The sequence below is a fragment of the Streptomyces sp. AMJ-169 genome, from assembly GCF_055597585.1.
Map to the genome: position 1 here is coordinate 107069 of NZ_JBVLTJ010000004.1, position 23971 is coordinate 131039.

Consider the following 23971-nt stretch of genomic DNA (forward strand, 5'->3'; position numbering starts at 1 on the left):
GTGCGTGGCGCCCGGGACCGAAGGGCCGCCCGTACCCCCGTGTTTCCCGTGCGAGGAGGAACCCTCTTGTCCCCATCCCGGCGAATAGGTGTCACCGCCGTGGCCGCGCTCGCGGTCCTGGCGGGTTCACCGGGGCTCGCCCAAGCCCGGCCGCTACCGTCGGCGGCCACCCCTGAGGCGGCAGGACCGAACGCGGCGGGCCCGGACGCGGCCGGCCAACTGCCGCCCGGCTGGCGGATTTCCGGCCAAGATCTTCTGTGGCGCGCGCCGCGCCCGGTCCCCATGGGCGACGCGCGCGTGGAGTTCCACGCCGACGGCCGTCTCGTGGGCGTCCCGCAGGCCGCGCGCGACGGCCGCACCTTCCGGCTGCCGCTGACCGAGGCCACCGGCCTGACCGGCGATCTCGCGGGCCTCGAAGTCCAGGCGGGCGGACGCCGGTTGGACGCGGCGCCGCAGCACCGGCAGATAGCGCCCCAGGCCGTGCCGAGCGCCCCCGCCGCCCAGCCCGCCAATCCGGTCGACCCCGGCAAGCCGGGCCCGTACCGCACCACCACCGGCGAGTACTCCCTCGCCTCGGTGAAACTCCCCGGCTTCAAGGTCCCGGTGGAGATGAAGGGCCTGGTCGTCGCCCCCGCGAACGCCACCGGCAAGCGCCCGGTCGCCCTCTTCCTGCACGGCCGCCACTCGACCTGCTACAAGCCCGGCACCGACCGGGTGAGCGGCGACTGGCCCTGCCGGTCCGGCTTCCGGCAGATCCCCAGCTACCAGGGCTACCTCAAGGACCAGCAACTCCTCGCGTCCCAGGGCTATGTGACCGTCTCGATCTCCGCGAACGGCATCAACGGCCAGGACGCGGAGATCGAGGACGCCGGCGCGCAGGCCCGCTCCTCGCTGGTGCGCCGGCACCTGGCCCGCTGGGCCGACTGGGCGGCGAAGCCCTCCTCCGCCCCCGCCGCCGTCCGCAAGGCACCTGCGGCGGACCTCTCGAAGGTGCTCCTCGTCGGGCACTCGCGCGGTGGTGAGGGGGTCAACCGGGCCGCCATGGACAGCCTTTACCCGCCGCCCGCGAAGCAGGACGGGGCGCCGGGCAAGGTGCGCTGGCGCATCAGCGGCAATGTCCTGATCGGGCCGACCATCTTCGGCCAGAACCCGGTCGCGGACGTGCCGTCGGTGACGATCCTCCCGGGCTGTGACGGCGACGTCTCCGATCTCCAGGGCGAGGTCTACACCGACGGCACCCGCGCGATCAGCAAGGGCAGCGCTCTGCACAGCTCGCTGTACGTGGTCGGCGCGAACCACAACTACTTCAACTCGGAGTGGACGCCCGGCAGTTCGCAGGCCCCGTCCGCGGACGACTTCTACGACGTCCCCGAGGCCCGCGACCCGGTCTGCTCGCCGGGCACGGCGACCCGGCTGACGGCGGGGCAGCAGCATCAGGCGGGCGCGGCCTATATCGCCGCCGCCGCACGGCTGTTCGTCGCCGGTGACGACAAGGTCCGTCCGCTGCTGGACGGTTCGGGCACGCGGATGCCGTCCGCGGGGCCGGCGCAGGTCCTCACGCACGCCGTGGGCGCGAACCGCACCGGCGGCTTCCTGCCCGACGGGCCGGTCACGGTCACCGGCGCGCGGCTGTGCGACGCGGTGAACGACAACGAGGCCAAGTCCTGCCGCACGGAAGGCTTCTCGCCGCACTTCGCGCGGTGGGACACCGACTTCGAGACCGGCCGCCGCGCGGTCGCCCTCGACTGGAAGAAGCCGGGCACGGTCGCGCGGATCAGTTCCGCGCAGCCGCTGTCGCTGGCCGGTGCGCAGTCGCTCGCGCTGCGGGTGTTCGTGCCGCCGAACTCCCGGGGCACCAAGCTGGACGTGGCCGTCGTCGACGCGGCCGGGAAGCGCGCGAAGCTCGGCCAGGTCAGTGTCGACGGCCTGCCCGGCTCCGACCGCACCACCTCCGCCTGGGCGCGCGAGGTCCGCGTCCCGCTGAAGGCGGGCTTCGACGTGAAGAAGGTCAAGTCCCTTGAGCTGACGCCGCGTTCGGCCACCGGCAAGGCGTGGCTGGTCGACGCCTGGGGCTGGCGTCCTGGCACCCCGGCGGTCTCCTCGTCGCCCCTGGCGCGCGTGGACGTCGGCCGCCTGACCGTCAAGGAGGGCGACTCCGGCGTGCGCACCTACCACGTCCCGGTCACCGTCTCCGGCAAGGGCAGCGGCCAGGTCCGCTACTACGTCATCGACCCGGCGACCGGCAAGGCCAAGGACAAGCTGGTCGGCGTCCGGCCGGGCGCGAACAGCATCGACGTGCCGGTCGAGGTGAAGGGCGACACCCGGTTCGGGTACGACATGCGGTACGACATCGTCGTCAAGGCCGTGCGCGGCGCGGTCGTCGGCGCGCACCGGGGCGGGGTGACCGCGCTGAACGACGATCCGCGGCCCGCCATGTCCCTCGTGCCCGTCGCCGACAAGGTGACCGAGGGCGAGACCCTGCGCTGGCGGCTCACGCTCGCCGAGCCGGCCGACGTCGATCTCTGGCAGTCGGCCCGGTTCGCGCCGGTCACCGGGGGCGCCGAGCTGTCGACGAAGGACGTCACGCCGCAGTGGCTGGCCGACAACTCGGGCGCCTCGCCCGATCCGGAGCGCCCGTTGTCCCAGGCGGAGCTGTGGATGTGGTGGGGGATCCCCGCCGGGAAGACCACGGTCGACGTCGAGATTCCCACCGTCCGCGACGACGTCGCCGAGCCGGTCCGTTCGGTGTGGCTCCAGCTGACCGACGAGATGGGGAAGCCGCTGCCGGGGAAGCCGGTGGTGGGGACGGTGACGGACCCCTCGTAGGGCTGTGAAGAAAGCGGGGGGTACGGGTTCTCGTACCCCCCGTTCCTCATTCCCCCGTCAGGGTCACCTTGATGCCGACCGTTCCGCCGCTGCCCCGGCGCAGCCTGCTGCCGAGCAGGGTGAGGCGGCCGAGGATGCCGTATTTGCGGGCGATCAGCTTGCGGTAGCGCTCGGTGGTCTCCGGGTCGCAGAGCTCCGCGGTGGCCGGCAGCTGCGCGCCCGTGGGGTTGCCGCGTACGTCGCAGGGGCCGGCGAGGATGCCGGGGCGGGCGCGGATGCGCTTGACCTTCCAGGAGTCGGCGACCGTCCATACGCCGAGGACGTCGCCGTCGCGCACCGCCCAGACGGGGGTGGCGACGGCGGTTCCGTTCTTGCGGTAGCTGGTGATCAGCAGGTATTTGCCCGCGGCCAGGGCGTCGAGCGGCTTGTCTTCCATGGCCGCAGTCTAAGCATCACCACCGGGGCAGCTTCAGTTCGTACTCCGGCTGGAAGCGCCGCATGTACCCGGTGTCGTCGCGGCCGGGCATCCCGGCGTCGAGGTAGCGGCGGTGCGCACGCTCCAGGGCGTCGGGGTCCAGTTCGACGCCGAGTCCCGGTCCGGTCGGGACCTTGATCTCGCCGTCCTCGATCTTCAGGGGGCCGCCGGCGATGATCTCGTCGCCGCTGTTCCACGGGTAGTGGGTGTCGCAGGAGTGGTCGAGGTTGGGGATCGCGGCGGCCACGTGGGTCATGGCGGCGAGGCTGATGCCGAGGTGGGAGTTGGAGTGCATGGACAGCGCGATCCCGAACGCCTCGCAGACGGCGGCGAGTTCACGGGTGCGGCGCAGTCCGCCCCAGTAGTGATGGTCCGTCAGCAGGACCTGGATGGCGTTCTGTTCGAGCGCGGGCCTGAGGTGTTCCCAGGCGATCACGCACATGTTGGTGGCGAGCGGCATCGACGCGGCCTTCGCGACCTCGGCCATGCCCTCGATGCCCCGGGTCGGGTCCTCCAAGTACTCCAGGACGCCGTCGAGTTGTTCGGCGACGTACTTCGAAGTCTCCACGGTCCAGGCGATGTTGGGGTCGAGCCGCAGCGGCTGTCCGGGGAACGCCTCGGCGAGGGCGCGGATCGCGGCGATCTCCTCGTCGGGCGGGAAGACGCCGCCCTTGAGCTTGAACGACTTGAACCCGTACCGCTCCTGCATCAGCCGCGCCTGTGCGACGACTCCGGCGGGGTCGAGGGCGGCGCCCCAGTCGTCGGTGATCGCCGGGCGGCCGTCCAGCTCGGGGTGTTCGGCCCACTTGTAGAAGAGGTACGCGGCGAACGGCACGGAGTCGCGGACCTTGCCGCCGAGCAGATCGCTGACCGGGCGGCCGAGCAGCTTGCCCTGGGCGTCGAGGCAGGCGACCTCGACGGCGGAGTGCGTCCAGCCGCGCTCGTGCGCGGAGGGCACCGACGGCAGCAGCGCCGTATCGACGGCCGCGCCGATCGCCGTCGTGTCGAAGACGTCCATGCCTACGACCGTCTTCGCGGCGAGCTCAAGTCGTTCCAGGCGGACCGCGCCGCCGGGGGACTCGCCGAGGCCCACCGTGCCGTCCTCCAGGACGAGTTGGAGGATGACGCGCAGGGCGAGGGGTTCGTGGCAGCCGTTGGAGTTGAGCAGCGGCGGGTCGGCGAAGGCGATCGGGGTGACGACGAGTTCGCGGATGCGGGTGGCGCTCATGCGGCGACGGTCTCCAGTCCGTGGGCGAGCAGTTCTTCCAGCCGGGCGAGGTGGTCCGGGGTGGGGTCGACGAGGGGGGCGCGGACGCCGCCGACGTCGAGTCCGCGCAGCCGGACGCCGGCCTTGACGAGGGCGACGGCGTATCCGGGGACCTCGTCGCGCAGGGCGACGAGGGGGGCGTAGAACTCGTCGAGGAGCGTGCCCACCAGGGCCGTGTCCCCTGCGGCGAGGGCGCGGTGGAAGGCGAGGGCGATCTCGGGGGCGAAGGCGAAGACGGCGGAGGAGTAGAGGTCCACGCCGATGCCCTGGTAGGCGGGGGCGGTCATCTCGGCGGTGGGCAGCCCGTTGAAGAACTGGAACTCCGGCCGTGTGGCGTGGATTCGGCGCACGATGCGGTGCAGCCGTTCCAGGTCGCCGAGGCCGTCCTTGAGTCCGGCGACCCTGGGCAGGGCGGCGATCGCGGCGGCGGTGTCCTCGGTGAGGCGGGCGGTGCCGCGCTGGTAGAAGATCACCGGCAGTCCGGTGGCGGCGGTGACCTCCTCGGCGTACCGCACGAGCCCCTGCTGCGGGGCGGTGACCAGGTAGGGCGGCAGCAGGAGGATCCCGTCGGCGCCGGCGCGGGCGGCGCGTACGGCGTGGTCGCGGGCGACCGGGACGGGCCCGCCGGCGGCGGCGAGGACCGGGACGCGCCCGGCGGTGACCTTGACGGCGGCCTCGGTGGCCTGCTCGACCTCTTCCGGGGTGAGGGCGTGGAACTCGCCGGTCCCGCAGGCGACGAAGACCCCGCCCGCGCCCGCCGTCACCCCGTTCTCGATGTGCCGGGCGAGCAACTCCTCGTCCAGCCGCCCGTCCTGGCCGAACGGGGTGACGGGGAAGAACAGCACTCCTTGGAACTTCATGTCTTCTCTCTACGGCCGTGGGGGGTCAGCCCTTGGTGGCGCCGGCGGCGATGCCGGTGACCAGCGAGCGCTGGAGGAGCAGGTAGACGATGAGGCTGGGGACGAGGGCGATGACGGCGCCGGCGAGCAGGACCCCGGAGCCGACCTCGGGGTCGGTGCGCAGGATCGACAGGGCGACGGTGACCGTGTAGTCCGTGGGGTCCTTGGAGGCGATGAGGGGCAGCAGGTACTGGTCCCAGATCATCACGAAGCCGAGGACGCCGGCGACGCCGAGGGCGGGCTTGCACAGCGGCAGGACGACCTGCCAGAGCATACGGAACTCGCCGACGCCGTCGAGCCGGGCCGCTTCCTCGATCTCGGTGGGGATGTCCTTCATGAACTCGGTGAGGAGCATGACGGAGAAGCCCCAGACGCCGAGCGGCAGGATGACGCCCCAGGTGGTGCCCTTGAGGTCGACGCCGACGACGGGGACATGGCCGAGGACCAGGGAGAGGGGGATCGCGATGACCTCCTCGGGCAGCATCATCGTCAGCATGAACAGGGTGAGGACGAGGGCCTGGCCGCGGAACCGGTGGCGGGCGAGGGCGTAGGCGGCGAGCACCGAGACGGCGAGCTGGAGCAGGAGGGCGCCGCCCGCGATGACGAGGGAGTTGGTGAAGTAGTCCCAGATGCCGCGCTCGCCGGCCACCTTGAAGTTGAGCAGGGTCGGGTGGTGCGGCAGGAAGTAGAGGGCGGAGCCGCTGGGATCGGTGGTGAAGGCGCCGGCGAAGATCGTCAGGAAGGGGACGGCGAAGACGGCGAGGGCGAGGGCGCACAGGAGGATGCGCAGGGCCCAGGCGAGTCCGGGGCGGTCGCTCCAGCCGAGGGCGGTGTCGAAGCGGGCGGGGGTGGTGTTTCTCGTCGCCGGGGACTTTCGCCCGGTGGCGGACGCCTTCGGTGTGCGGACGGGGTCGATGGCGGGCGCGCTCATCGGACGTCTCCCCTCTTGCGGAAGTGGTTGACCGTCACGGTCAGCAGGAGCGTCACGCACAGCAGCACCACGGAGGCCGCCGAGGCGCCGCCGATGTCGTTGCGTTCGAAGCCGAGCGTGTAGGCGCGGGTCATCCAGACCTCGGTGGAGCCGGCCGGACCGCCGCCGGTCAGGACGTACACCTCGGTGAAGACGCGCAGGCCGCGGATGGCGGCGAGGGTGAGGACGATGCCGATGGCGGGGCGGATCGCGGGGAGCGTGATGTGCCGCAGCCGCTGCGTCAGGGAGACGCCGTCCATGGCGGCGGCCTCGTACAGGGAGCGGTCGACGCCCGCGAGGCCGGCGAGGATGATCACCATGTTGTAGGGGGCGCTCATCCAGACGGCCATGGCCATCGTGGACCACAGGGCGGTGCCGGGGTTGTCGAGGAACTGGGTGGGGCCGATGCCGAGGAAGCCGAGGGCGTTGTTGATGAGGCCGCCGGAGGTCGGGTAGTACATCAGCCGCCACAGCTCACCGACGACGGCGGTCGCGGTGACGACCGGCAGGAAGACGGCCGTGCGGATGACCTTCAGCGAGCGGGTCTGGCCTTCGAGGAGCAGGGCGAGGACGAAGCCGACGAGGATGCCGCCGAGGGACTGGCCTATGCCGAGGAGGAGGGTGTGGCCCACGGCGTCCTGGAAGCGGTGGTCGCCCAGGACGCGGGTGTAGTTGTCGACGCCGGCCCACTGGTCCCCGAGGAACGGGCGGACCTTGAAGAAGCTGAGCCAGATGCCCTTGGCCATGGGCCAGAACTTGAAGAGGAGGGCGAGGAGCAGTCCGGGCGCGAGAAACAGCCAGGGCAGGGCGCTTCTCTTGATCGACATCCGGGCGCGGTGCGCGGGGGCCGGCGTGGTCGCGGTCATTTCAGCAGGTCCTGGTCCTTGAGGTCACCGGCGAGGGTGTCGTTGAGTTCCTTCAGCGCGGAGCGCACGTCACTGCCGCAGTAGGTGAAGACCGAGTTCAGCGCGTCGGCGGTGTCCTGCCGGAACGGCGCCCAGTCCAGCGCGTTCGGAAACTGCACCGAGGCGGTCCGATAAGCCTTCTGCACAACGTCCCAGCGCGGGTCGCTGCGCACTTTCGCGGCGTCGAGGGTGCTGTTGACGGGGATGCGTACGACGGGCTGGTGGTCGCCGGTCATGGCGAGCGTCTGGCCCTGCGGGGAGATCAGGAACGCGGCGAGGGCCTGTTCCTGCTTGTCCTTGCCGGTCTTGGCGCCGAAGTAGACGTTCTCGCCGTCGGCTAGGACGTCGCTGTTTCCGGCGGGGCCCGCCGGGGCCTGGACGACCTCGTACTTGTCCTTGCCGAGCGCCTTGTCGAAGGTGGCGATGTTGTAGGGGCCGGTGAGGTACATGCCGGCGTTGCCGTCCTGGAAGTTGGAGGCGTTGCCGGTGATCGCGGTGATCGCGCCGGGCTGGACGACGTTCTTGTCCTTGCCGCAGAACAGGTTCTTCTTCAGCCAGGTGACGGCGTCGACGGCGGCGTCGGAGTCCATGACCGGCTGGTAGCCGCCGCCCTTGGTCGGCTCGATGATCCGGGCGCCGGCCTGCCAGAGGAAGCTCGCGCTCCACCAGGCGACGTACCCGCGCTGGGCGCTGGCGGGGACGACCATCCCGTACGTGTCCTTCTTGCCGTTCCCGTCGGGGTCGCGGCTCGCGAACGCCTTCGCGAGGGTCAGCAGGTCGGACCAGGTCTTCGGCTGGGGGAGGCCGAGTTTCTCGCGCCAGTCCTTGCGGATGAAGAGGGTGAAGGCCTGGCGGGAGTAGGGGATGCCGTAGTGCTTGCCGTCGAGGCCGACGGTGGTGGCCCAGGTCTTCGCGTCGATCTGGTCCGCCCCCGCGATCGTCGCCGGGTCGATCCGCTTCAGCAGGCCCTGGCTCTGGTAACTGCCCATCAGCGCCGTGTCGTTGATCATCACGTCCGGGAGGTCCTTGGTGGACGCGCGGGCCTGGAGCTGCTGGTCGAAGGTGACGACCGGCTGGTGGTCGACCTTGATGCCGGTCTTCTTCGTGAACGCGGCGAAGACCCTGTTGTAGGTGAGCGCCGATTCGGGGTCGCTGCGGGTCCAGACCTCCAGGGTGTTCGGGTCCCCGCCGCGCGCGCTGCCGGAGTCGCCGCCGCAGGCGGCCACGCCGAACAGCAGTGCCGCTGAGCCGAGGCCGGCGACCAGGCGTCGACTTCGTCGGCGATCCACCATGGACACTCTCCGTTCACATCCATGAACTTGCTTCACGAATCTAAATTGAGGGCTCAAGTTACGGAGGGTTTCGGGGGCATGTCAAGACATTGCAGGGGGGTTCCAGGGGGCCGGGCGGCGGAGCCGCACATCGATACAGCCCCGCGCCCCTGACTCAGCTCCGGCTCCCTCGGAAAACCTGTGCGCGGCATCCGGCCTCGCCGCCAAAATGAACCCCGTGCCCTATATCGCCTGTGACGAGTCCGGTGCCGACGGGGAGAATCTCGTCGGCGGGAACACCCTTTTCTTCGCGCACGCCGGCGTTCGGCTTCCCTTCGAGATCGCCGGCGCGCATCTCCACGAGATCAGGCACCGCATCCGCTCCCCCGCCGAGGAATACAAAGCGACCCACCTCCTCCGCGAAAAGCACCGGCCGGTCCTGGAATGGTTCCTCGCACCGGGCGGCCCCCTCCACGGCCACGCCCACGTGCACCTCGTCGAGAAGTCCCGCTTCCTCCTGGACCACCTCTGCGACCTGCTGCTCGACGACCGGGAAGCGGCCGGCGTGCTGTACGGCGAAGGGCCACGGACATTCACCGCACCGGAATGGCGTGCATTCCTGGTCTCCGCGAACAGGGTCATACGCGTACGTCCGGACGACGGCCCCCAGAATTCCGTCGACGCCTTCTTCCACCTCACCGAAACTCTCCGCAGGACGTATCCCGGAACACCCCCCGCCGCATTTCTCGCGCGCCTCAGCCGGGAAAGAGCCGTCGCCCACCGCACCCGGACTCCCCCACCCCTCATCCCCCTCCTCGACCCCCTCTTCCCGGCCGTCCTCCACACCGCCGCCCACTGGCACACCCCCGGCGAACCCCTGCACCTCATCCACGACCGCCAGAACGCCCTCACCCCGGACCGCGTCGAGTGGCTGCGGGCGACGGCGGCGGACCGGGACATCGGCCTCACGGAACTGACCCTCGCACCGGCCCGCCACGACCCCCGCGTCCAGCTCGCGGACTTCCTCGCCGGGATCGCGCGGAAGATCGCCGATGCCGGGGTGGAAGGCGACGGCGACCCGACGCTGCTGGAGCTGCTGCGCCCTTACACCGACCCGGTGCTGCTGGAATCGCTGCGCCCTTGCACCGACCCGGCGCTCCCGGAGCCGTCGCGCCCCCGCACCGACCCGGCGCTCCAAGAGCCGCCACCCCCGTACACCGCCCCAACCCCCCGAACACCCCAGCCCAGTTGAACACCCCCGCTCCCCCGCCCGTATGAACAGTGGGCGCTCCACGACCGGCGCCTCGCGGCGCGGCTGGCGTCGTGCGCGTTCGGGGTTCGGGAGCCATGGATGAGGCATGTACGACGACGGACCGTCCGGCGAGTGACGCGGCTGGCGGCCGTCGGCGGACTCCTCCTGGGAGGCGGCATGGTCGCACAGGCGGCCATGGCGAGCGAGACGCCCAACTCGTCCTCGCTGGTGCGCAGTTCGGCGGAAGAGGCGGGACAGACGGGGACCACGCTGACGCAGCGGCTGGGGTCGGCGCGGACGGCGGGCAGCTGGATCGGGGCCGACGGGAGGCCGGTGGTCGCGGTGACCGACGACGAGGCCGCCGAGACCGTCCGCGAGGCGGGCGCCCAGCCGAAGATGGTCGGGCACAATCTGAACGAACTCAAGGCGGCCACCGCGACGTTGAAGGCGGCACCGACGGTGCCGGGGACCGCGTGGTCGGTGGACTACCGCACCAACCAGGTGGTCGTACAGGCCGATTCGACGGTCTCGAAGGACGACTGGTCGAAGCTCACCCAAGTCGCCTCCGGCATCGGCGGGTTCGTGAAGATGGAGCGGACGAAGGGGGAGTTCACCACCCGGATCAACGGCGCGCTGCCCATCTTGTCGACGACGGGCCGCTGTTCGGCCGGTTTCAATGTCACCGACGGACAGAAGGACTACATCCTGACGGCCGGTCACTGCGGTCCCGTCGGTTCGATCTGGTTCTCCGACAACCAAGCGAGACAGCAGATCGGGGACACGGTCAACTCCTCGTTCCCGGGCGCCGATTACTCGCTGGTGGCGTACGCGAGCGGGGACGCCGGCGAGGGCGCGGACGTCGTCGCGATCGGCAACGGCAACGGGGTGCGGATCACCGGCGCGGCCGATCCGGTCGTAGGGCAGCGGGTGTTCCGCAGCGGGAGCACCAGCGGGCTGCGGGACGGGCAGGTCACGGGGCTGAACTCGACGGTCAACTACCCGGAGGGCACGGTCACGGGGCTGATCGAGACGAACGTGTGCGCCGAACCCGGGGACAGCGGCGGGTCGATGTTCTCCGAGGGCATCGCGCTCGGGATCACCTCGGGGGGCAGCGGGGACTGCACGTCGGGCGGGACGACGTTCTTCCAGCCGGTGACGCGGGCGTTGCAGGCGACGAACATGAAGCTGATCGTGGCCGCACAGACGGGGGCCGCGCAGCAGCCGGCGCCGGGTGCCTCGCCGACGCAGGCCGCGATCGCGCCGGGTGCGGCCTCGCCGGGGTCCACCAGCCCGGTGGGCGGCGGGACTTCGCTCGCGGCGCGGCTGTCCGATCCGAAGACGATCGGGCCCGGGCTGCTGATCCTCGCGGGGAGCATGGGGGCGCTGCTGGCGACGCGGTACCTCCGCGAGGAGCGGGACCGGCGGGCGTATCAGGACTATTACTCGGCGACTTGGGGCTGAGCGGTGGCCCCTCGGAAGGACGCGGGCATGAGGAAGGGCACCCACGTCGGTGGGTGCCCTGTGGCAGTGCGGCGGGCGGGAGTTCAGGCCGCGTGGGCCGCCGCGCGCTGAGTCGCTTCGGCCCACTCCGAGACCAGGCGCTGGTACTCCTCGCGCTGGGCTCCGGTCAATGTCCCGCCCGACCGGAACCACAGGGCCCGGATCTCCGCGTTGACCTCCGCGGCCGATCGCTCGGTAAGGGGTTCAACAGTGATGGACATGGTGTGAATCTTACGGGCTCCGGCGTGAAGACCACGTGAGTTAATAGGTTATATACCGGGCATTCCGGGCCGTGTTGTCGATCACGTGCTACCGGTCACATGCCGTGCGTCACGTCCCGGGCTTGCGCCCGTACACGAAGACGTCGTCCCCGTTCTTCAGCAGCGACCAGTACTTCTTCGCCGCCGTGGACGTCATGTTGACGCAGCCGTGCGAGCCCGGCGGGTTCCACATGCTGACGCCCACCGAGTGGAACGCCTGGCCGCCGTCGAAGAACTGGCTGTAGGGCATGGGGACGTGATAGATCGTCGACACGTGGTCGATGTGCCGCCAGTAGATCTTCTTCAGCCCGGTCCGGGTCGTGAACCCCGCCCGTCCGGTGCGCACCGGCACCGGCCCGTACACCAGCTTCTTGCCGTCCTGGATCCAGCTGAGCTGGAGCGTCAGGTTCACGCAGGCGATCCGGCCCTTGTTCGTGGGGCACTTGCCGTCCTTGTCGGGGTTGTTCCCCACGGCCTTCTGCTTGTTGATCAGATCCATCACGCCCCAGGTGACGGACCCCGCGTACCCGATGCTGGGCGTTATCCCGTGCGTGTTCTGGAACGCGCGTATGGCGTTGCAGTCGGCGGTGGACTGCTTCCCGTCCACCGGCCGCCCCAGGAACCTCTCCACCTGCCGCTGATACGGCCCTGTGGTGCTCGTACAACTCGCCGCCGCCTGCGCGCTTCCGGCGCCCAGCGCGAGGGTGAGCGGTGCCACAAGACCGCTCACCCCCAGCACCACGGCCGCGCGTCTGCGTATGTCCCCCATGCCGAACCTCCCTGTGGAACGTCTCACGCCTGCCTAGACCCGCCCTCGGACACGTCGGTTCTACCCCATGCCGGGCTGTGACAGAACGGTGAAGTTCCTCTCAGGTCAACTCAGGTCGACTCAGGTCGGCTCAGGTCAGCGATATCCGGTCACATCCGCCGGCCTTCCCTTGTCCTGGACCTCGACGAGGTAGCGGAAGGCGTCCGGGCGGCTGCCGTCGGTGTCGGTGAAGCCGTACTCCTGGGCCAGGGCGCCGCTGGAGAGCGAAGTGCCGTTGAAGCGGGCCACGTCGGGGTCGGTGGCCAGGGCCGCCACCGCGCGGCCGATGTAGCGGGGGGTCTCGGAGATCGCGAAGTGCGGCTCCTTCTCCAGCGCGTCGCGCCAGGTGGCCTCCGTCACGCCGAACAGCTCCAGCATCAGCTCCGAGCGCAGCCAGCCCGGGGTCAGGGCGACGGCCGTGGCGCCCCGGGGGGCCAGTTCGTGGCCCAGGGCGAACGCCATGCGCAGCACGGACGCCTTGGCGAGGTCGTAGAAGAAGTTCACGCGGTAGGTGTCCTGGTTGTACTCCGCCGTGCCGTCGGTGACCTCGATCACCAGGCCGCCGGGGTTGCGCAGGAGGAGCGGGAGGGCGTAGTGGCTGGTCACGGCGTGGGTCTCCACCGCCAGCCGCAGCAGCCGCAGCCCCTTGTCGAGGTCGTGCTCCCACAGCGGGGTGTCCCACTCGAAGAGGTTCTCGGCGCCCCAGATGTCGTTGACCAGCACGTCCAGGCGGCCCTGCGCGGCCTCGACGCGGTCGATCAGGCTCTTGACCTGGGCCGGTTCCAGGTGGTCGGCGGGTACGGCGATCCCGGTGCCGCCCGCCGCCGTGACCAGGTCGGCGGTGTCCTCGATGGTCTCGGGGCGGTCGTACTCGGAGCGGCGGGCGCGGGTGGTGCGGCCGGTGACGTAGACGGTGGCGCCGGCCGCGCCCAGCTCCACGGCGATCCCCCGGCCGGCGCCGCGCGTGGCTCCGGCGACGAGGGCTACTTTGCCGTGCAGGGCGGGGGGTGCGGGAGAGGTGTCCGGCTTCGTGTTTTCCATGGCTTCATGCTCACGAAGAAGCCGGACACCTTCTGTCGCCTTTTACAGCGAGTCTTCAGCGAGTCCTCGACTTTTACAGCGAACCTTCAGCGGACTCTCAGTGCCCCCGCTTGATCCACTCCCCCAGCTGCGGCGCCTCCGCCCCGATCGTCGTCTCGTCCCCGTGCCCCGTCAGCACCCGCGTCTGCGCCGGCAGCGTCAGCAGCCGGTCCCGGATCGAGTCGATGATCGTCGGGAAGTGCGAGTACGACCGTCCCGTGGCCCCCGGCCCGCCGTTGAACAGGGTGTCGCCGGTGAAGACGACGCCGAGCGCGGGGTCGTACAGGCAGACCGCGCCGGGCGCGTGCCCCGGGGTGTGCAGGACCCGCAGGTCCGCGCCGGCCGCCTCGATGACCTGGCCGTCGGTGAGGTGTTCGTCGGGGTCGCGGTCGGGGTGGGTGAGCTTCCACAGCGGAAGGTCGTCCGGGTGCAGCCAGATCCGCGCGCCGGTGCGGTCGGCGAGTTCGGCCGCCGCGTTGACGTGGTCGTTGTGGGCGTGGGTGCAGACGATCGCCTTCAGCCGCCGCTCCCCGACCGCGCGGGCGATGGCGTCGGCGTCGTGGGCGGCGTCGATGACGACGGCCTCATGGTCGTCGCCGACGATCCACACGTTGTTGTCGACGTCCCAGGTGCCCCCGTCGAGGGTGAACTGCCCCGAGGTGACGAGGTGTTCGATGCGCGCGGCCATCAGAAGACCACCACCGAGCGCAGCACGTCCCCGTGGTGCATCCGCTCGAACGCCTTCTCCACCTCGTCGAGTCGGATGGTCTCGGTGACGAACGCGTCGAGCGGCAGGCGCCCTTGGAGGTGCAGGTCGATCAGGAGCGGGAAGTCACGCGAGGGCAGGCAGTCCCCGTACCAGGACGCCTTCAGCGCCCCACCGCGCCCGAAGACGTCCCCGAGCGGGATCTCCAGCTTCATCTCGGGGGTGGGCACGCCGACGAGTACGACCGTCCCGGCCAAGTCCCGTGCGTAGAAAGCCTGCTTGTACGTCTCGGGGCGGCCGACGGCGTCGATGACGACGTCCGCGCCGAAGCCGCCGGTCAGCTCGCGGATCGCCTCGACGGCGTCCGTCTCCTTGGAGTTGACGCCGTGGGTGGCGCCGAGCTTCTTCGCGGTCGCCAGCTTGCGGTCGTCGATGTCGACGGCGATGATCCGCGCCGCGCCCGCGAGGTGGGCGCCGGCGATGGCCGCGTCACCGACGCCGCCACAGCCGATGACGGCGACGGTGTCACCGCGGCCGACGTTGCCGGTGTTGAGGGCGGCGCCGAGGCCGGCCATGACACCGCAGCCGAGGAGGCCCGCGACGGCCGGGGAGACCGCGGGGTCGACCTTGGTGCACTGTCCGGCGGCGACCAGCGTCTTCTCCGCGAACGCGCCGATGCCGAGCGCGGGCGAGAGCTCCTGCCCCGTCGAGGCGAGCGTCATCTTCTGCTTGGCGTTGTGGGTGTTGAAGCAGTACCACGGGCGCCCGCGCAGACAGGCCCGGCAATTCCCGCACACGGCACGCCAGTTGAGGATCACGAAGTCGCCGGGCGCGACGTCGGTGACGCCCTCGCCGACGGACTCGACGACACCGGCCGCCTCATGTCCGAGGAGGAAGGGGAACTCGTCGTTGATGCCGCCCTGCTTGTAGTGCAGGTCGGTGTGGCAGACGCCGCACGCCTGGATCTGGACGACGGCCTCGCCGGGCCCCGGGTCGGGGATGACGATCGTCTCCACGCGGACCGGCTCGTCCTTGCCCGGCGCGATGACACCGCGCACTTCCTGTGCCATGGGGCTGCCCCTTTCGTCGGCTGCTGCTGTCCGTCCCACCGCCGACCCTACGCGGAACTGATCATCGACTGCATGGCGAACACGTCTTCCGGCCACATAGCCTGGCCGGCGGACCGACCCTGAGGAGCCCCTGTGCAGCCCACCCCCGCCGCCGTCCCGCCCCCTTGGCGGCTGCTGGCCGGCTATGTCCGCCCGCACCGCTGGACACTGCTCGGCGGCGCGCTGCTGTCGCTGCTGACGGGGGTGACGGGACTGCTGCTGCCGCTGGTCGCGCGCGAGCTGATAGCCGACCTGTCCGCGGACCGCTCGATCGGCGGCGCGCTGCTGCTGATGTCGGTGCTGGTGCTCGCCAACGCCGTGCTGGGCGGGGTGGGTTCGTACGTGCTGCGGCGGACGGCGGAGTCGGTGGTGCTGCGGGCGCGGCGGGCGCTGTCGTCGTATCTGCTGCGGCTGCGGGTGGCGGCGGTGGACCGGACCGAGCCGGGGGATCTGATGGCGCGGATCACCTCCGACACGACGCTGCTGCGGGAGGTGACGACGGATTCGCTGGTGGGGTTCGGGACGGGCGGGCTGACGCTGGTGGCGACGGTGGCGCTGATGGCGTTCGTCGATCCGGTGCTGCTGGGGGTGACGCTGGCGGTGATCGCGGGGGCGGCGGTGGTGCTGGGGCTGATCGTGCCGCACATCAACCGGGCCGGCCGCAGGGCGCAGGACGCGGTCGGGGTGATGGGGGCGTCGCTGGAGCGGGTGCTGGGCGGGCTGCGGACGGTGAAGGCGGCGGGGGCGGAGCACCGGGAGGAACGGACGCTGCACGAGGCGGCCGAGGAGTCGTGGCGGCAGAGCGTGCACGCCGCCAAGTGGTCGGCGGCGGCCGGGAACACGGCCGGGCTCGCGATGCAGGTGGCGTTCATCACGGTGCTCGCGGCGGGCGGGGCGCGGGTGGCGACGGGAGCGATCAGTGTCGGGACGCTGGTGGCGTTCCTGCTGTACGTGTTCTATCTCATGTCGCCGATCCAGCAGTTGGTGGGCGCGATCACGCAGTACCAGACGGGCGCGGCGGCGCTGACCCGGATCCAGGAGGCCATGGCGCTGCCGGCCGAACCGGCCGCCGCCCCGGCCCCGTTGCCGTCGCCGGACGCCGAACCGGCCGCGCTCTCCTTCACCGACGTCCGCTTCCGGTACGCCGACGACCTGCCGTTCATCCATCACGGGGTGACGTTCGAGGTGCCGGCGCGCGGGATGACGGCGTTCGTGGGCCCGTCGGGCGCGGGCAAGACCACCGTCTTCTCGCTGATCGAGCGGTTCTACGACCCGTCGGCCGGCGTGATCACCCTGGACGGACTCCCGCTGGCGGACTGGGAGTTGACGAAGCTGCGGGCGGCGATCGGGTACGTCGAGCAGGACGCGCCGGTGCTGTCGGGCTCGCTGCTCGCGAACCTGCTGCTGGGGAATCCGGAGGCGGACGAGGACGCGGTGCGGCGAGTGGTGAAGACGACCCGGCTGGACGGGCTGGTCGAGCGGCTGCCGCAGGGACTTGAGACGCTGGTGGGGCACCGGGGGACGAAGCTGTCGGGCGGTGAGCGGCAACGGGTCGCCATCGCGCGGGCGTTGCTGCGCCGGCCCCGGCTGCTGCTGCTCGACGAGGCGACGTCGCAGCTGGACGCGGTGAACGAGGCGGCGCTGCGGGACACGGTCGCGGACGTGGCGCGGTCGACGACGGTCCTGGTGGTCGCGCACCGGCTGTCGACGGTGACGATGGCGGACCGGATCGTGGTGATGGACGCGGGGCGGGTGCGGGCGGTGGGTACGCACCGTGAACTCGCCGTGGGGGACGCGTTGTACGCGGAGCTGGCGGCGACGCAGTTCCTGCTCGCGGAACAGGCCGGGGGTTCGCTGGAGCACAGCAGTGAACCGAAGGTGAACTAGCCGATCCTGCGCAGCCGTTCGGCGTCCGAGGTGCGCGGGCAGGTGGAGCAGGCCTCGGCCGGGCGGACGGCGTAGAACATGCAGCAGCCGGTGCGGGTCCGGGTGGGGTGGCAAGTGCCGTCCGCCGCGCGGAACGTCGCGGAGCTGCTGGTGGCCCTCGCCGACCTGCACCCGTCCCTGGAGCCGGAGTTGTGGGCGCGGGTGCGGGCGGCGATCCAGAGCTACGCCGACCGCTCGGGCTGCCCGCCGAGGCTGGCGGCGCTGCTCGCCGGGGTGCCGCTGCCGGCGAAGGCGAACCTGCTGACCCGCTGGGAGCGCAAGGCGGACCGCGAGGCGGGCTACGTACGGCTGGCCTCGCCGCTGGCCGAGGAGATCCTGGCGGGTGTGCGATGAGCGGCGGAGACCTCGGCGCGCAGCCGATGAACGACCGGGTGCGCCGTACCGCACTGGAACTGACCGAACTCCCCACCTATGTCTATGACTTGGCCGCCCTGTGCAGCCACGCCGCTGCCGTACGCGCCGCGTTGCCGCAGCGGGCCGAGCTGTACTACGCGGCGAAGGCCAACCCGGAGGCGGAGATCCTGGCCGCGCTGGAGCCGTACGTCGACGGCTACGAGGTGTCGTCGGGCGGTGAACTCGCCCATGTCGCAAGGGCGGTGCCCGGCAGGCCGCTGGCGTTCGGCGGTCCCGGGAAGACGCCGGACGAGATCAGGGCCGCGCTCGATGCGGGGGTCGAGCGGTTCCATGTGGAGAGCGAGCACGAGCTGGGCATGCTGGCGGAGCTGGCGCGCGGGCGGCGGGTCGCGGTGCTGGTGCGGGTCAACCTGGCCGTGCCCGACGGCTCGTTGACGGGCAGTCAGCTCGCGATGGGCGGGCGGCCGACGCCGTTCGGTATGGACCCGGAGCGCGCGGCGGCCGTCGTACGCGGACTTGCCTCGGGGAGGCACGGGAGCCTTGAACTCCGGGGTGTGCACGCGCACTTGGCGAGTGGGCTGGAGGCCGACGCGCAGGTGGCGGTGGCCCGGGCCGTGGTGGAGTGGGCCGCCGGGCTCGGGGTGGCGCTCGCCGAGGTGAATGTGGGGGCGGGATGGGCGTCGACTACGCGGTGCCGGAGCGGCTGTTCGACTGGGCCGCTTACGGCGAGGGGCTCGCCGAACTCCTCGACGCGCACCCGGGGTTGACGTTGCGGATCGAGCCGGGGCGGGCGCTGACCGCGTACTGCGGCTGGTACGTCACCGAGGTGCTGGACGTGAAGCGCAGTCACGGCGAGGACTTCGCGGTCGTGCGCGGCGGGACCCATCACTTGCGGACACCGGCGACGAAGGGGCACGACCAGCCGTGTGCGGTGCTGCCCGTGGAGCGGTGGGAGCAGCCGTGGCCGCGTGCCGTCGCCGAGGGTGAACTCGTCACGCTGGCCGGGCAGTTGTGCACGCCGAAGGATGTACTCACGCGGCGGGTGCCGACGGCGGGGCTGCGGGCCGGGGACCGGGTGGCGTTCGCGATGGCGGGGGCGTACGCGTGGAACATCTCGCACCATGAGTTCCTGATGCATCCGCGGCCGGGGTTCAGGTTCCTGGGCTGAGCGGCGCGGATCTCGGGCCGGGCCGGGCCCGGCGGTTTCCCGGAGCCGAGCGGCACGGCAAGGCTCCCCGGCGCGGTCCCCGCAGGGAAAGGGGCCTCCCGGATGTTCTCCGGGAGGCCCCGTGCCCGTCCCCCTCGCGGCAGCCGCCGCTCAGGCCTCGACAGCCGGCAGCAGCCCCGTCACGGGCGCCGCGAGGTCGGTGAGCTGGTGCAGCTCGCTCAGCTGCTCCAGCTGGCTGACGTTCTTCACCTCACGCACCTGCTCGGTGATCTTCGGGTAGGCCGCCCGGTGCTCCGCCGGGATGTCGCTGAGGGCGAGGGTGTCCAGGGTGGCGATCGGGTTGAGCTTGCCGGCGTCCGGGTCGGTCGCGGGGGCGGCGCTCGCCAGCGGGGCGGCGAGGCCGGTGATACCGACGGCGAGGGTGACGGCGGCGAGCATACGTCGAGTGGAGATCATGCTTTCAGGAACGCGCCGGGAGGGGGTGCGGTCACGGGGGCTCACCCGATCGGTCAGTGCGGCGGGCGCTTTACGGCTCGCGCCGGTCAGCCCGAGCGGAGGTTCGCGACGCGCGCGGGTCAGTGCGGCGGTGCTCTGTGGCGCACGCCAGTCAGCGCGGCGGCGCTCGGTAGCCCACGCCGATCAGTGCAGCGGCACTCTGTAGCCCACGCCGATCAGCCGAACAACGCTCTGTGGCCCACGCCGATCAGCGCGGCGGCGCTCTGTAGCCCACGCCGGTCGGCCGAGCAACGCTCTGTAGCCCACGCCGGTCGGCCGAGCAACGCTCTGTAGCCCACGCCGATCAGTACAGCGGCGCTCGGTAGCCCACACCGGCCAGCCGAACAGCGCTCGCCGGTCAGCTCGGCGGCGCCGAAACCCTCGCCGTAGCCGTCGCATCGGCCGTCAGCGAAGGGACCGCGCACGGATTCCCCCCGGCGCAGAACCCGGCCCACCCCTCCAGCCGCAACCCCCGGCCGGAGACGGTCGCCGTCAACCGCACCCCCTCCTCGCCCACCTCGAATCCGCACGCGCCGGGGACGAGCACCGCGCAGACCGGCAGCCCATGGTCGGGCGTGACCGTCGCCGTCCGTCCGGGCCCGCCCGCCACCACGACCGTGAGGCGGACGTACGCCGACCCGCTCAGCCCCGCCGAGGCGGTGTGCCGTCCGGACACGACGGTCAAGTCACCCTCGGCGGCGCCGATCCGCGTCGGCCGGAAGCCGACGGAGACGGTGCACGCGGACCGGGCCGCCAACTCCGCCCCGCACGTCCCGCGCACGTATCTGAAACCGTCCCCGCCGACCCGCACACCGTCGATGCCGATCGCCCGGCCGTTGGGGTTGGTGACCGTGAAGTCCGCTTCCCGATAAGGGGGTTGGCCGGAGAGGCGGACGCGGCCGAAGGCCTCCCGGGCAGGCTCGACCAGGGGCGCCGCGAGGACGGCCGCGGAAGGCGAACTCTCAGCAGAGGATGAACTCCCGCCTCCCGCAGAGGGTGAACCCGCAGAAGGTGAACTCCCGCCCCGCGCAGCAGCCAGCCCCGCCCCGCCCCCACCCGTCAACTCCCCCACAGCCACCCCTATGACAACCACCGCGGCCACCGCGGCCCCAACCGCCACCCCCACCCGCCGCACACCGTCCCGCCGCCCCACCACCGGCACAGCCACCGCCCCGAGCAACGCCAAGTTGCCCCGAGCCACAGCCGCCCCCGCCAAATCCCCCTCCCCCAACCGAAGTTCAACCGCCCGCTCCAGGAACCGCCGCGCATGCTCCCCCCGGTCATGCAGAAAATGCACCACCCCTTGCTGATGCGCGAAGTACCCCTCGGCCGCCCGGTCCCCCACCTCCCGCGCCCCGGTGATCCCCTGCGCGAGCGCCCGCTGCCACGCCTGCCAGTGCCCTTGGACGAACAACACCCGCTCAACTGCGCTCACCAGCAGCACGACGGCCCGCCACTCCCGCCGCTCGGCGGCCACCCCCAGCAGACCGACGGCGGCCTCGACGGCCCCCCGCGCGTCGGCCCCGCCCGGATCGCAGGAGGCCAGCCACGCGGCGAGCGACCGCACGGCGGAGGCGAGCCCGGTCCACCGGTGCAGCAGCAGCCGCCGGTACAGCTCGGCCTTGCCCACCGGCAGCCCGAACCGGCCGTACCGCTCCTCGACGAGCCCGCGCGCGGCCAGCGTCTCGAACTGCCCGGCCACGTAAGCCACATCGGCCATCCGCGCCACCAACTCCCCCGGCAGCCAGGCACCGCCGAGGAGAGTGAGCACGCCCAGCACCTGCTTGAGCTCCAAGTCCAGCGCGGAGACGCACAGTTCGTCGAGCCGCCCCGAAGCCGCCGCGACCTCGTCGAACCCGTACCCGTCGAACCGCACGAGCGCGGCGGCCTGCCGCAGCTTCGACGGCTGCCCGCCGACAGCCGCCACCACCCGCTGGACGGCCCCCTCCTCACTGGCGAACAGCCGCCGCCCGAGGGCCCGTTCGACGACGGCGAAGGCGTCCGGAACGTCGAGCCCGGACAGTTCGTACCCCGCCCCCGACACCCCGCCCCCGGAGCCGATCACGAGCCCACAACCCCGCAACACCCGCCGCAGATAAGTGAGTTCGGCCGGAGTGCAGGTGACGTCGTCGAGGGCGACGACCCCTCTGACGTACCCGAGGGCCCGCGCGCACTCGTCGGTGCTGAAGCGGACTCCGCCGGGGCCCGGGCAGACGTAGAAGTGGCGCATCAACTCCTGGAGCAGATCCTCCAGTTCGAGGGAGCCGACGCGTACGTAGGCATCGGCCGTGTGGCGAAGGAGAGTTGTCTTTCCTGAGCCGCACTCGCCGGTGAACTCGACGGTTCCGCGCAGGCGTGCGGCCTCCCGTATCAGGTCCAACTCCCGTTGCCTGCCCGTGATCCAGGGCGGTGGTGGGGTCGGTCTGCCGTAGGGCAGGCGGATGGGGGGTGCGGCCGGGGTGCGGTGCGGGAGGCGGGTGAGGCGGGCGCCGTGGTGGTCCGGCAGGGTGACGCTGAGGGTTCCGAAGGTGACGCTGTTCATTCCACCCCTCGGCTCCGGAATGAACGGGCGCCTGGCGGACGCCGGTTCGTCCACCATGGGGAGCCGCTCGCGGGGGTGTCAAGGAAAGGGGCGCGCGGTCGGTCGTACGCGTGGCGGGTGGGGGCGGTGGGGGCCGCCGGGCGTCGGATGCCCGGCGGACCCAGTCAAGTCGCCGTGAGTCTCGCTCAGTCGGCTAGTTGCGGCTCCACTTCTGGTTGGCCTGGCCGTTGCAGGTCCACAGGACCAGCTGGGTGCCGTTCGCCGTCGCGGCGCCGTTCGCGTCGAGGCAGAGGCCGGCGTTGACGTTGGTGAGGGTGCCGTCGGTGTTGACGTTCCACTTCTGGTTGTTCTGGCCGTTGCAGTCCCAGATGACGACCTTGGTGCCGTTGGTGGTGCCGAGGTTGTAGGCGTCGAGGCACTTGTTGCCGTAAACGACCAGTTCCTTGCGGGAGTTGTAGGTCCAGGTCTGGTTCTGGCCGCCGTTGCAGTCCCAGAGCTGGGCCTGGGTGCCGTTGGTGATGGTGCTGTCGTCGAGGTCGAGGCAGCGGCCGGACTGGGTGCCGATGAGCTGGGTGCCGTCGGTGCCGGGCAGCGGTCGTACGGTGATGTCGGCCAGGGTGGGGGCGCCGGTGAAGGTGAGGGAGTTGGCGGTGCCCTTGGCGAGGGAGACCTGGACGCTGACCGTGCCCTGGGAGGCGCCGGTCGGCGGGAACGAAACGGCCGTGGTGTGCTGGCCGTTGACCTGGAGGGTGGCCGTGCGGGCGGCGGAGGTGTTGTTGGTGTAGGCGACGTCGACGGTCTTGACGCCACTCGACGCGGCGGCGACGTTCGTGAAGGAGGACGTGCCGGTGTACGTGCTCGACGCGGCCTCCGTGCCGCCGGTGACGGTCAGCATGACCGAGCCGCCCGCCGGGACGCTCGCGGTGTAACTGCCGCTGTAGGAACCGACATTGGCGCGGGTCCACAGGTCGCGGACGGTCGCGGAGGCGTCGGTGAGGCCGAGGTCGGCGAACCGGGCGGTGATGTTCGCGGCGGCGGAGGTGCGGTTGAGCAGGACGACCGCGCGGTTGCCGGTGCCGGCGAGGACCTTGCCGTAGACCTGGAGTCCGCTGGTGTCCTCGGCGACCTTTACGCCCTGGAGGCCGCGCGGGTCCTGGTCGACGGCGATGACCTCGGGGTTCTTGAGGATGGCGGCGGACTCGGCCGTCATCGTCGCGAGGTTGTTGCCGGCGAGGAGGGGGGCGCCGGAGACCGCCCAGAGGTTCATGTGGGTGCGGTTCTGGTCGGCGGTGAAGCCGTCCATGCCGACCATCAGCATGTCCGCGTCGTTGTAGTAGCCGGTGTGCTGCGCGGTGGGGTGCAGGTTGCGGTCGAAGTTGGTGAGCAGGTTCGGCATCGACGGCTTGTTGCCGTAGATGATGATGTCGTCGTTGGTGCGCCACATCGCGCCCTGTCCCGGCGCCCAGTTCCAGGGGTTCTTGCGGCCCCAGTTGCACAGCGACAGCGTCATCGGGCGACCGGTGGCGGCCGTCGCGCGGGCGATCGCGTCGCTGATGGACCGGTACGTCGTCGCCGGGTCGAGCCCTTCGGCGTCGCCGCCGCACCAGTCGACCTTCACGAAGTCGAAGCCCCACTTGGAGAACTGGAGCATGTCCTGGTCGTAGTGGCCCTCGCTGCCGGACCCGGGGGCGGCGGGGCGGCCGGTCGGGTAGTAGTACCCGCAGCCGTCCTTGCCGGCGTCGGTGTAGATGCCGGCCTTGAGCCCCTTGCTGTGGATGTAGTCGGCGATGGCGGCCATCCCGCCGGGCCATTCGCTCTCGTCCACGGTGATGTTGCCCGCGGTGTCGCGGGTGCCCTGCCACCAGCCCTCGTCGATGTTGACGTACTGGTATCCGGCCGCGGGCAGTCCGGCCGCGACGAACGCGTCGACCTGCTGCTTGATGACGCTGTAGTCGATCTTCGCGGCGAAGCTGTTCCAGGACGCCCAGCCCATCGGCGCGCTCGGCACCGCGATCTGCCGCGAGGTCGCCGCCTCGGCGGTGCCCGGCTGGACGAACAGGAGACCGGCCGCCGCGGTGGCGGTGACGGTCAGGGCACAGAGGCTGCGTCTGAGTCGGGAGAACATGCGGCTCCTTCG

At 71.4% G+C, this 23971-nt stretch carries 18 protein-coding genes and 3 pseudogenes; 6 read left to right on the forward strand and 15 right to left on the reverse strand.

The annotated features are described in order from the left end of the window. Nucleotides 1–282: 282 nt before the first annotated feature. A complete protein-coding gene (locus ACYUD3_RS11515) occupies nt 283–2826 on the forward strand; it encodes an alpha/beta hydrolase family protein (RefSeq protein WP_470968487.1) in 2544 nt (847 codons plus the stop codon). A 46-nt stretch (nt 2827–2872) separates the two neighbouring features. On the opposite strand, the gene ACYUD3_RS11520 is transcribed toward ACYUD3_RS11515, so the two are convergent. The 6 genes from ACYUD3_RS11520 to ACYUD3_RS11545 are packed head-to-tail and all read right to left on the reverse strand — an operon-like array spanning nt 2873 to nt 8634. Next, nucleotides 2873–3262, reverse strand: coding sequence for a PPOX class F420-dependent oxidoreductase (locus tag ACYUD3_RS11520; RefSeq protein ID WP_470967640.1), 390 nt, complete (start codon nt 3260–3262; stop codon nt 2873–2875). Nucleotides 3263–3278: 16 nt separating this feature from the next. Further along, nucleotides 3279–4529, reverse strand: coding sequence for a glucarate dehydratase family protein (locus ACYUD3_RS11525; RefSeq protein ID WP_470967642.1), 1251 nt, complete (start codon nt 4527–4529; stop codon nt 3279–3281). Next, nucleotides 4526–5428 (reverse strand): 5-dehydro-4-deoxyglucarate dehydratase, encoded by a 903-nt coding sequence (locus tag ACYUD3_RS11530; RefSeq protein WP_470967645.1) that lies wholly within the window; start codon nt 5426–5428, stop codon nt 4526–4528. The genes ACYUD3_RS11525 and ACYUD3_RS11530 overlap by 4 nt, the downstream gene beginning before the upstream one ends. A gap of 25 nt (nt 5429–5453) precedes the next feature. Beyond that, the gene (locus ACYUD3_RS11535) at nt 5454–6398 is read right to left on the reverse strand and encodes a carbohydrate ABC transporter permease (protein ID WP_470967647.1); all 945 of its coding nucleotides are present in this window, start codon (nt 6396–6398) and stop codon (nt 5454–5456) included. Further along, the gene (locus tag ACYUD3_RS11540) at nt 6395–7303 is read right to left on the reverse strand and encodes a carbohydrate ABC transporter permease (protein WP_470967650.1); all 909 of its coding nucleotides are present in this window, start codon (nt 7301–7303) and stop codon (nt 6395–6397) included. The genes ACYUD3_RS11535 and ACYUD3_RS11540 overlap by 4 nt, the downstream gene beginning before the upstream one ends. Next, a complete protein-coding gene (locus tag ACYUD3_RS11545; RefSeq protein ID WP_470967652.1) occupies nt 7300–8634 on the reverse strand; it encodes a sugar ABC transporter substrate-binding protein in 1335 nt (444 codons plus the stop codon). Before ACYUD3_RS11545 ends, ACYUD3_RS11540 begins: the two co-directional genes overlap by 4 nt. A 217-nt stretch (nt 8635–8851) precedes the next feature. Between ACYUD3_RS11545 and ACYUD3_RS11550 the strand changes: the two genes are divergently transcribed. Both ACYUD3_RS11550 and ACYUD3_RS11555 read left to right on the forward strand, forming a co-directional pair. Then, on the forward strand, nt 8852–9865 hold the full coding sequence (locus tag ACYUD3_RS11550; protein WP_470967655.1) for a hypothetical protein: 1014 nt from the start codon (nt 8852–8854) through the stop codon (nt 9863–9865). 132 nt (nt 9866–9997) lie between these two features. Continuing rightward, the gene (locus tag ACYUD3_RS11555; protein ID WP_470967657.1) at nt 9998–11326 is read left to right on the forward strand and encodes a S1 family peptidase; all 1329 of its coding nucleotides are present in this window, start codon (nt 9998–10000) and stop codon (nt 11324–11326) included. A gap of 83 nt (nt 11327–11409) precedes the next feature. Here ACYUD3_RS11555 and ACYUD3_RS11560 read toward each other — a convergent pair whose 3' ends face one another. From ACYUD3_RS11560 to ACYUD3_RS11580, 5 genes are all read right to left on the reverse strand, one after another. Continuing rightward, the gene (locus tag ACYUD3_RS11560) at nt 11410–11586 is read right to left on the reverse strand and encodes a hypothetical protein (protein WP_470967659.1); all 177 of its coding nucleotides are present in this window, start codon (nt 11584–11586) and stop codon (nt 11410–11412) included. A 109-nt stretch (nt 11587–11695) separates the two neighbouring features. Further along, nucleotides 11696–12394 (reverse strand): L,D-transpeptidase family protein, encoded by a 699-nt coding sequence (locus ACYUD3_RS11565; protein WP_470967661.1) that lies wholly within the window; start codon nt 12392–12394, stop codon nt 11696–11698. A gap of 135 nt (nt 12395–12529) precedes the next feature. Then, nucleotides 12530–13474, reverse strand: a complete 945-nt coding sequence (locus tag ACYUD3_RS11570; protein ID WP_470967663.1) for an SDR family oxidoreductase — start codon at nt 13472–13474, stop codon at nt 12530–12532. 97 nt (nt 13475–13571) lie between these two features. Further along, a complete protein-coding gene (locus ACYUD3_RS11575) occupies nt 13572–14201 on the reverse strand; it encodes an MBL fold metallo-hydrolase (RefSeq protein ID WP_470967666.1) in 630 nt (209 codons plus the stop codon). Next, nucleotides 14201–15289, reverse strand: a complete 1089-nt coding sequence (locus tag ACYUD3_RS11580; protein WP_470967668.1) for an S-(hydroxymethyl)mycothiol dehydrogenase — start codon at nt 15287–15289, stop codon at nt 14201–14203. The genes ACYUD3_RS11575 and ACYUD3_RS11580 overlap by 1 nt, the downstream gene beginning before the upstream one ends. A gap of 132 nt (nt 15290–15421) precedes the next feature. Between ACYUD3_RS11580 and ACYUD3_RS11585 the strand changes: the two genes are divergently transcribed. Beyond that, nucleotides 15422–17215 (forward strand): ABC transporter ATP-binding protein, encoded by a 1794-nt coding sequence (locus tag ACYUD3_RS11585; protein ID WP_470967670.1) that lies wholly within the window; start codon nt 15422–15424, stop codon nt 17213–17215. On the opposite strand, the pseudogene ACYUD3_RS11590 reads toward ACYUD3_RS11585, so the two are convergent. Next, a pseudogene (locus ACYUD3_RS11590) lies at nt 17212–17337 on the reverse strand ((2Fe-2S)-binding protein); the annotation flags it as partial. The gene ACYUD3_RS11585 and the pseudogene ACYUD3_RS11590 sit on opposite strands and share 4 nt — an antisense overlap. Before the next feature lie 10 nt (nt 17338–17347). On the opposite strand from ACYUD3_RS11590, the pseudogene ACYUD3_RS11595 reads away from it, so the two are divergent. Next, nucleotides 17348–17608 (forward strand): annotated as a pseudogene (locus ACYUD3_RS11595) (IucA/IucC family C-terminal-domain containing protein); the annotation flags it as partial. Nucleotides 17609–17634: 26 nt separating this feature from the next. Beyond that, nucleotides 17635–18797: pseudogene (locus tag ACYUD3_RS11600) on the forward strand (type III PLP-dependent enzyme). A gap of 150 nt (nt 18798–18947) precedes the next feature. Here ACYUD3_RS11600 and ACYUD3_RS11605 read toward each other — a convergent pair. From ACYUD3_RS11605 to ACYUD3_RS11615, 3 genes are all read right to left on the reverse strand, one after another. Further along, entirely contained in the window at nt 18948–19253 is a 306-nt protein-coding gene (locus tag ACYUD3_RS11605) for a hypothetical protein (protein ID WP_470967673.1), read from the reverse strand. Nucleotides 19254–19650: 397 nt separating this feature from the next. Continuing rightward, on the reverse strand, nt 19651–21834 hold the full coding sequence (locus tag ACYUD3_RS11610) for a hypothetical protein (protein ID WP_470967675.1): 2184 nt from the start codon (nt 21832–21834) through the stop codon (nt 19651–19653). 193 nt (nt 21835–22027) lie between these two features. Then, a complete protein-coding gene (locus ACYUD3_RS11615; RefSeq protein ID WP_470967678.1) occupies nt 22028–23959 on the reverse strand; it encodes a ricin-type beta-trefoil lectin domain protein in 1932 nt (643 codons plus the stop codon). Nucleotides 23960–23971 lie beyond the last annotated feature (12 nt).

Bases quoted from the DNA above. Each gene is read 5' to 3' on its own strand.
- ACYUD3_RS11610 (WP_470967675.1), bottom strand. From the start codon at position 21,834: ATGAACAGCGTCACCTTCGGAACCCTCAGCGTCACCCTGCCGGACCAC.
- ACYUD3_RS11535 (WP_470967647.1), bottom strand. From the start codon at position 6,398: ATGAGCGCGCCCGCCATCGACCCCGTCCGCACACCGAAGGCGTCCGCC.
- ACYUD3_RS11575 (WP_470967666.1), bottom strand. From the start codon at position 14,201: ATGGCCGCGCGCATCGAACACCTCGTCACCTCGGGGCAGTTCACCCTC.
- ACYUD3_RS11570 (WP_470967663.1), bottom strand. From the start codon at position 13,474: ATGGAAAACACGAAGCCGGACACCTCTCCCGCACCCCCCGCCCTGCAC.
- ACYUD3_RS11565 (WP_470967661.1), bottom strand. From the start codon at position 12,394: ATGGGGGACATACGCAGACGCGCGGCCGTGGTGCTGGGGGTGAGCGGT.
- ACYUD3_RS11615 (WP_470967678.1), bottom strand. From the start codon at position 23,959: ATGTTCTCCCGACTCAGACGCAGCCTCTGTGCCCTGACCGTCACCGCC.
- ACYUD3_RS11525 (WP_470967642.1), bottom strand. From the start codon at position 4,529: ATGAGCGCCACCCGCATCCGCGAACTCGTCGTCACCCCGATCGCCTTC.
- ACYUD3_RS11605 (WP_470967673.1), bottom strand. From the start codon at position 19,253: ATGATCTCCACTCGACGTATGCTCGCCGCCGTCACCCTCGCCGTCGGT.
- ACYUD3_RS11545 (WP_470967652.1), bottom strand. From the start codon at position 8,634: ATGGTGGATCGCCGACGAAGTCGACGCCTGGTCGCCGGCCTCGGCTCA.
- ACYUD3_RS11515 (WP_470968487.1), top strand. From the start codon at position 283: ATGGGCGACGCGCGCGTGGAGTTCCACGCCGACGGCCGTCTCGTGGGC.
- ACYUD3_RS11520 (WP_470967640.1), bottom strand. From the start codon at position 3,262: ATGGAAGACAAGCCGCTCGACGCCCTGGCCGCGGGCAAATACCTGCTG.
- ACYUD3_RS11540 (WP_470967650.1), bottom strand. From the start codon at position 7,303: ATGACCGCGACCACGCCGGCCCCCGCGCACCGCGCCCGGATGTCGATC.
- ACYUD3_RS11580 (WP_470967668.1), bottom strand. From the start codon at position 15,289: ATGGCACAGGAAGTGCGCGGTGTCATCGCGCCGGGCAAGGACGAGCCG.
- ACYUD3_RS11560 (WP_470967659.1), bottom strand. From the start codon at position 11,586: ATGTCCATCACTGTTGAACCCCTTACCGAGCGATCGGCCGCGGAGGTC.
- ACYUD3_RS11530 (WP_470967645.1), bottom strand. From the start codon at position 5,428: ATGAAGTTCCAAGGAGTGCTGTTCTTCCCCGTCACCCCGTTCGGCCAG.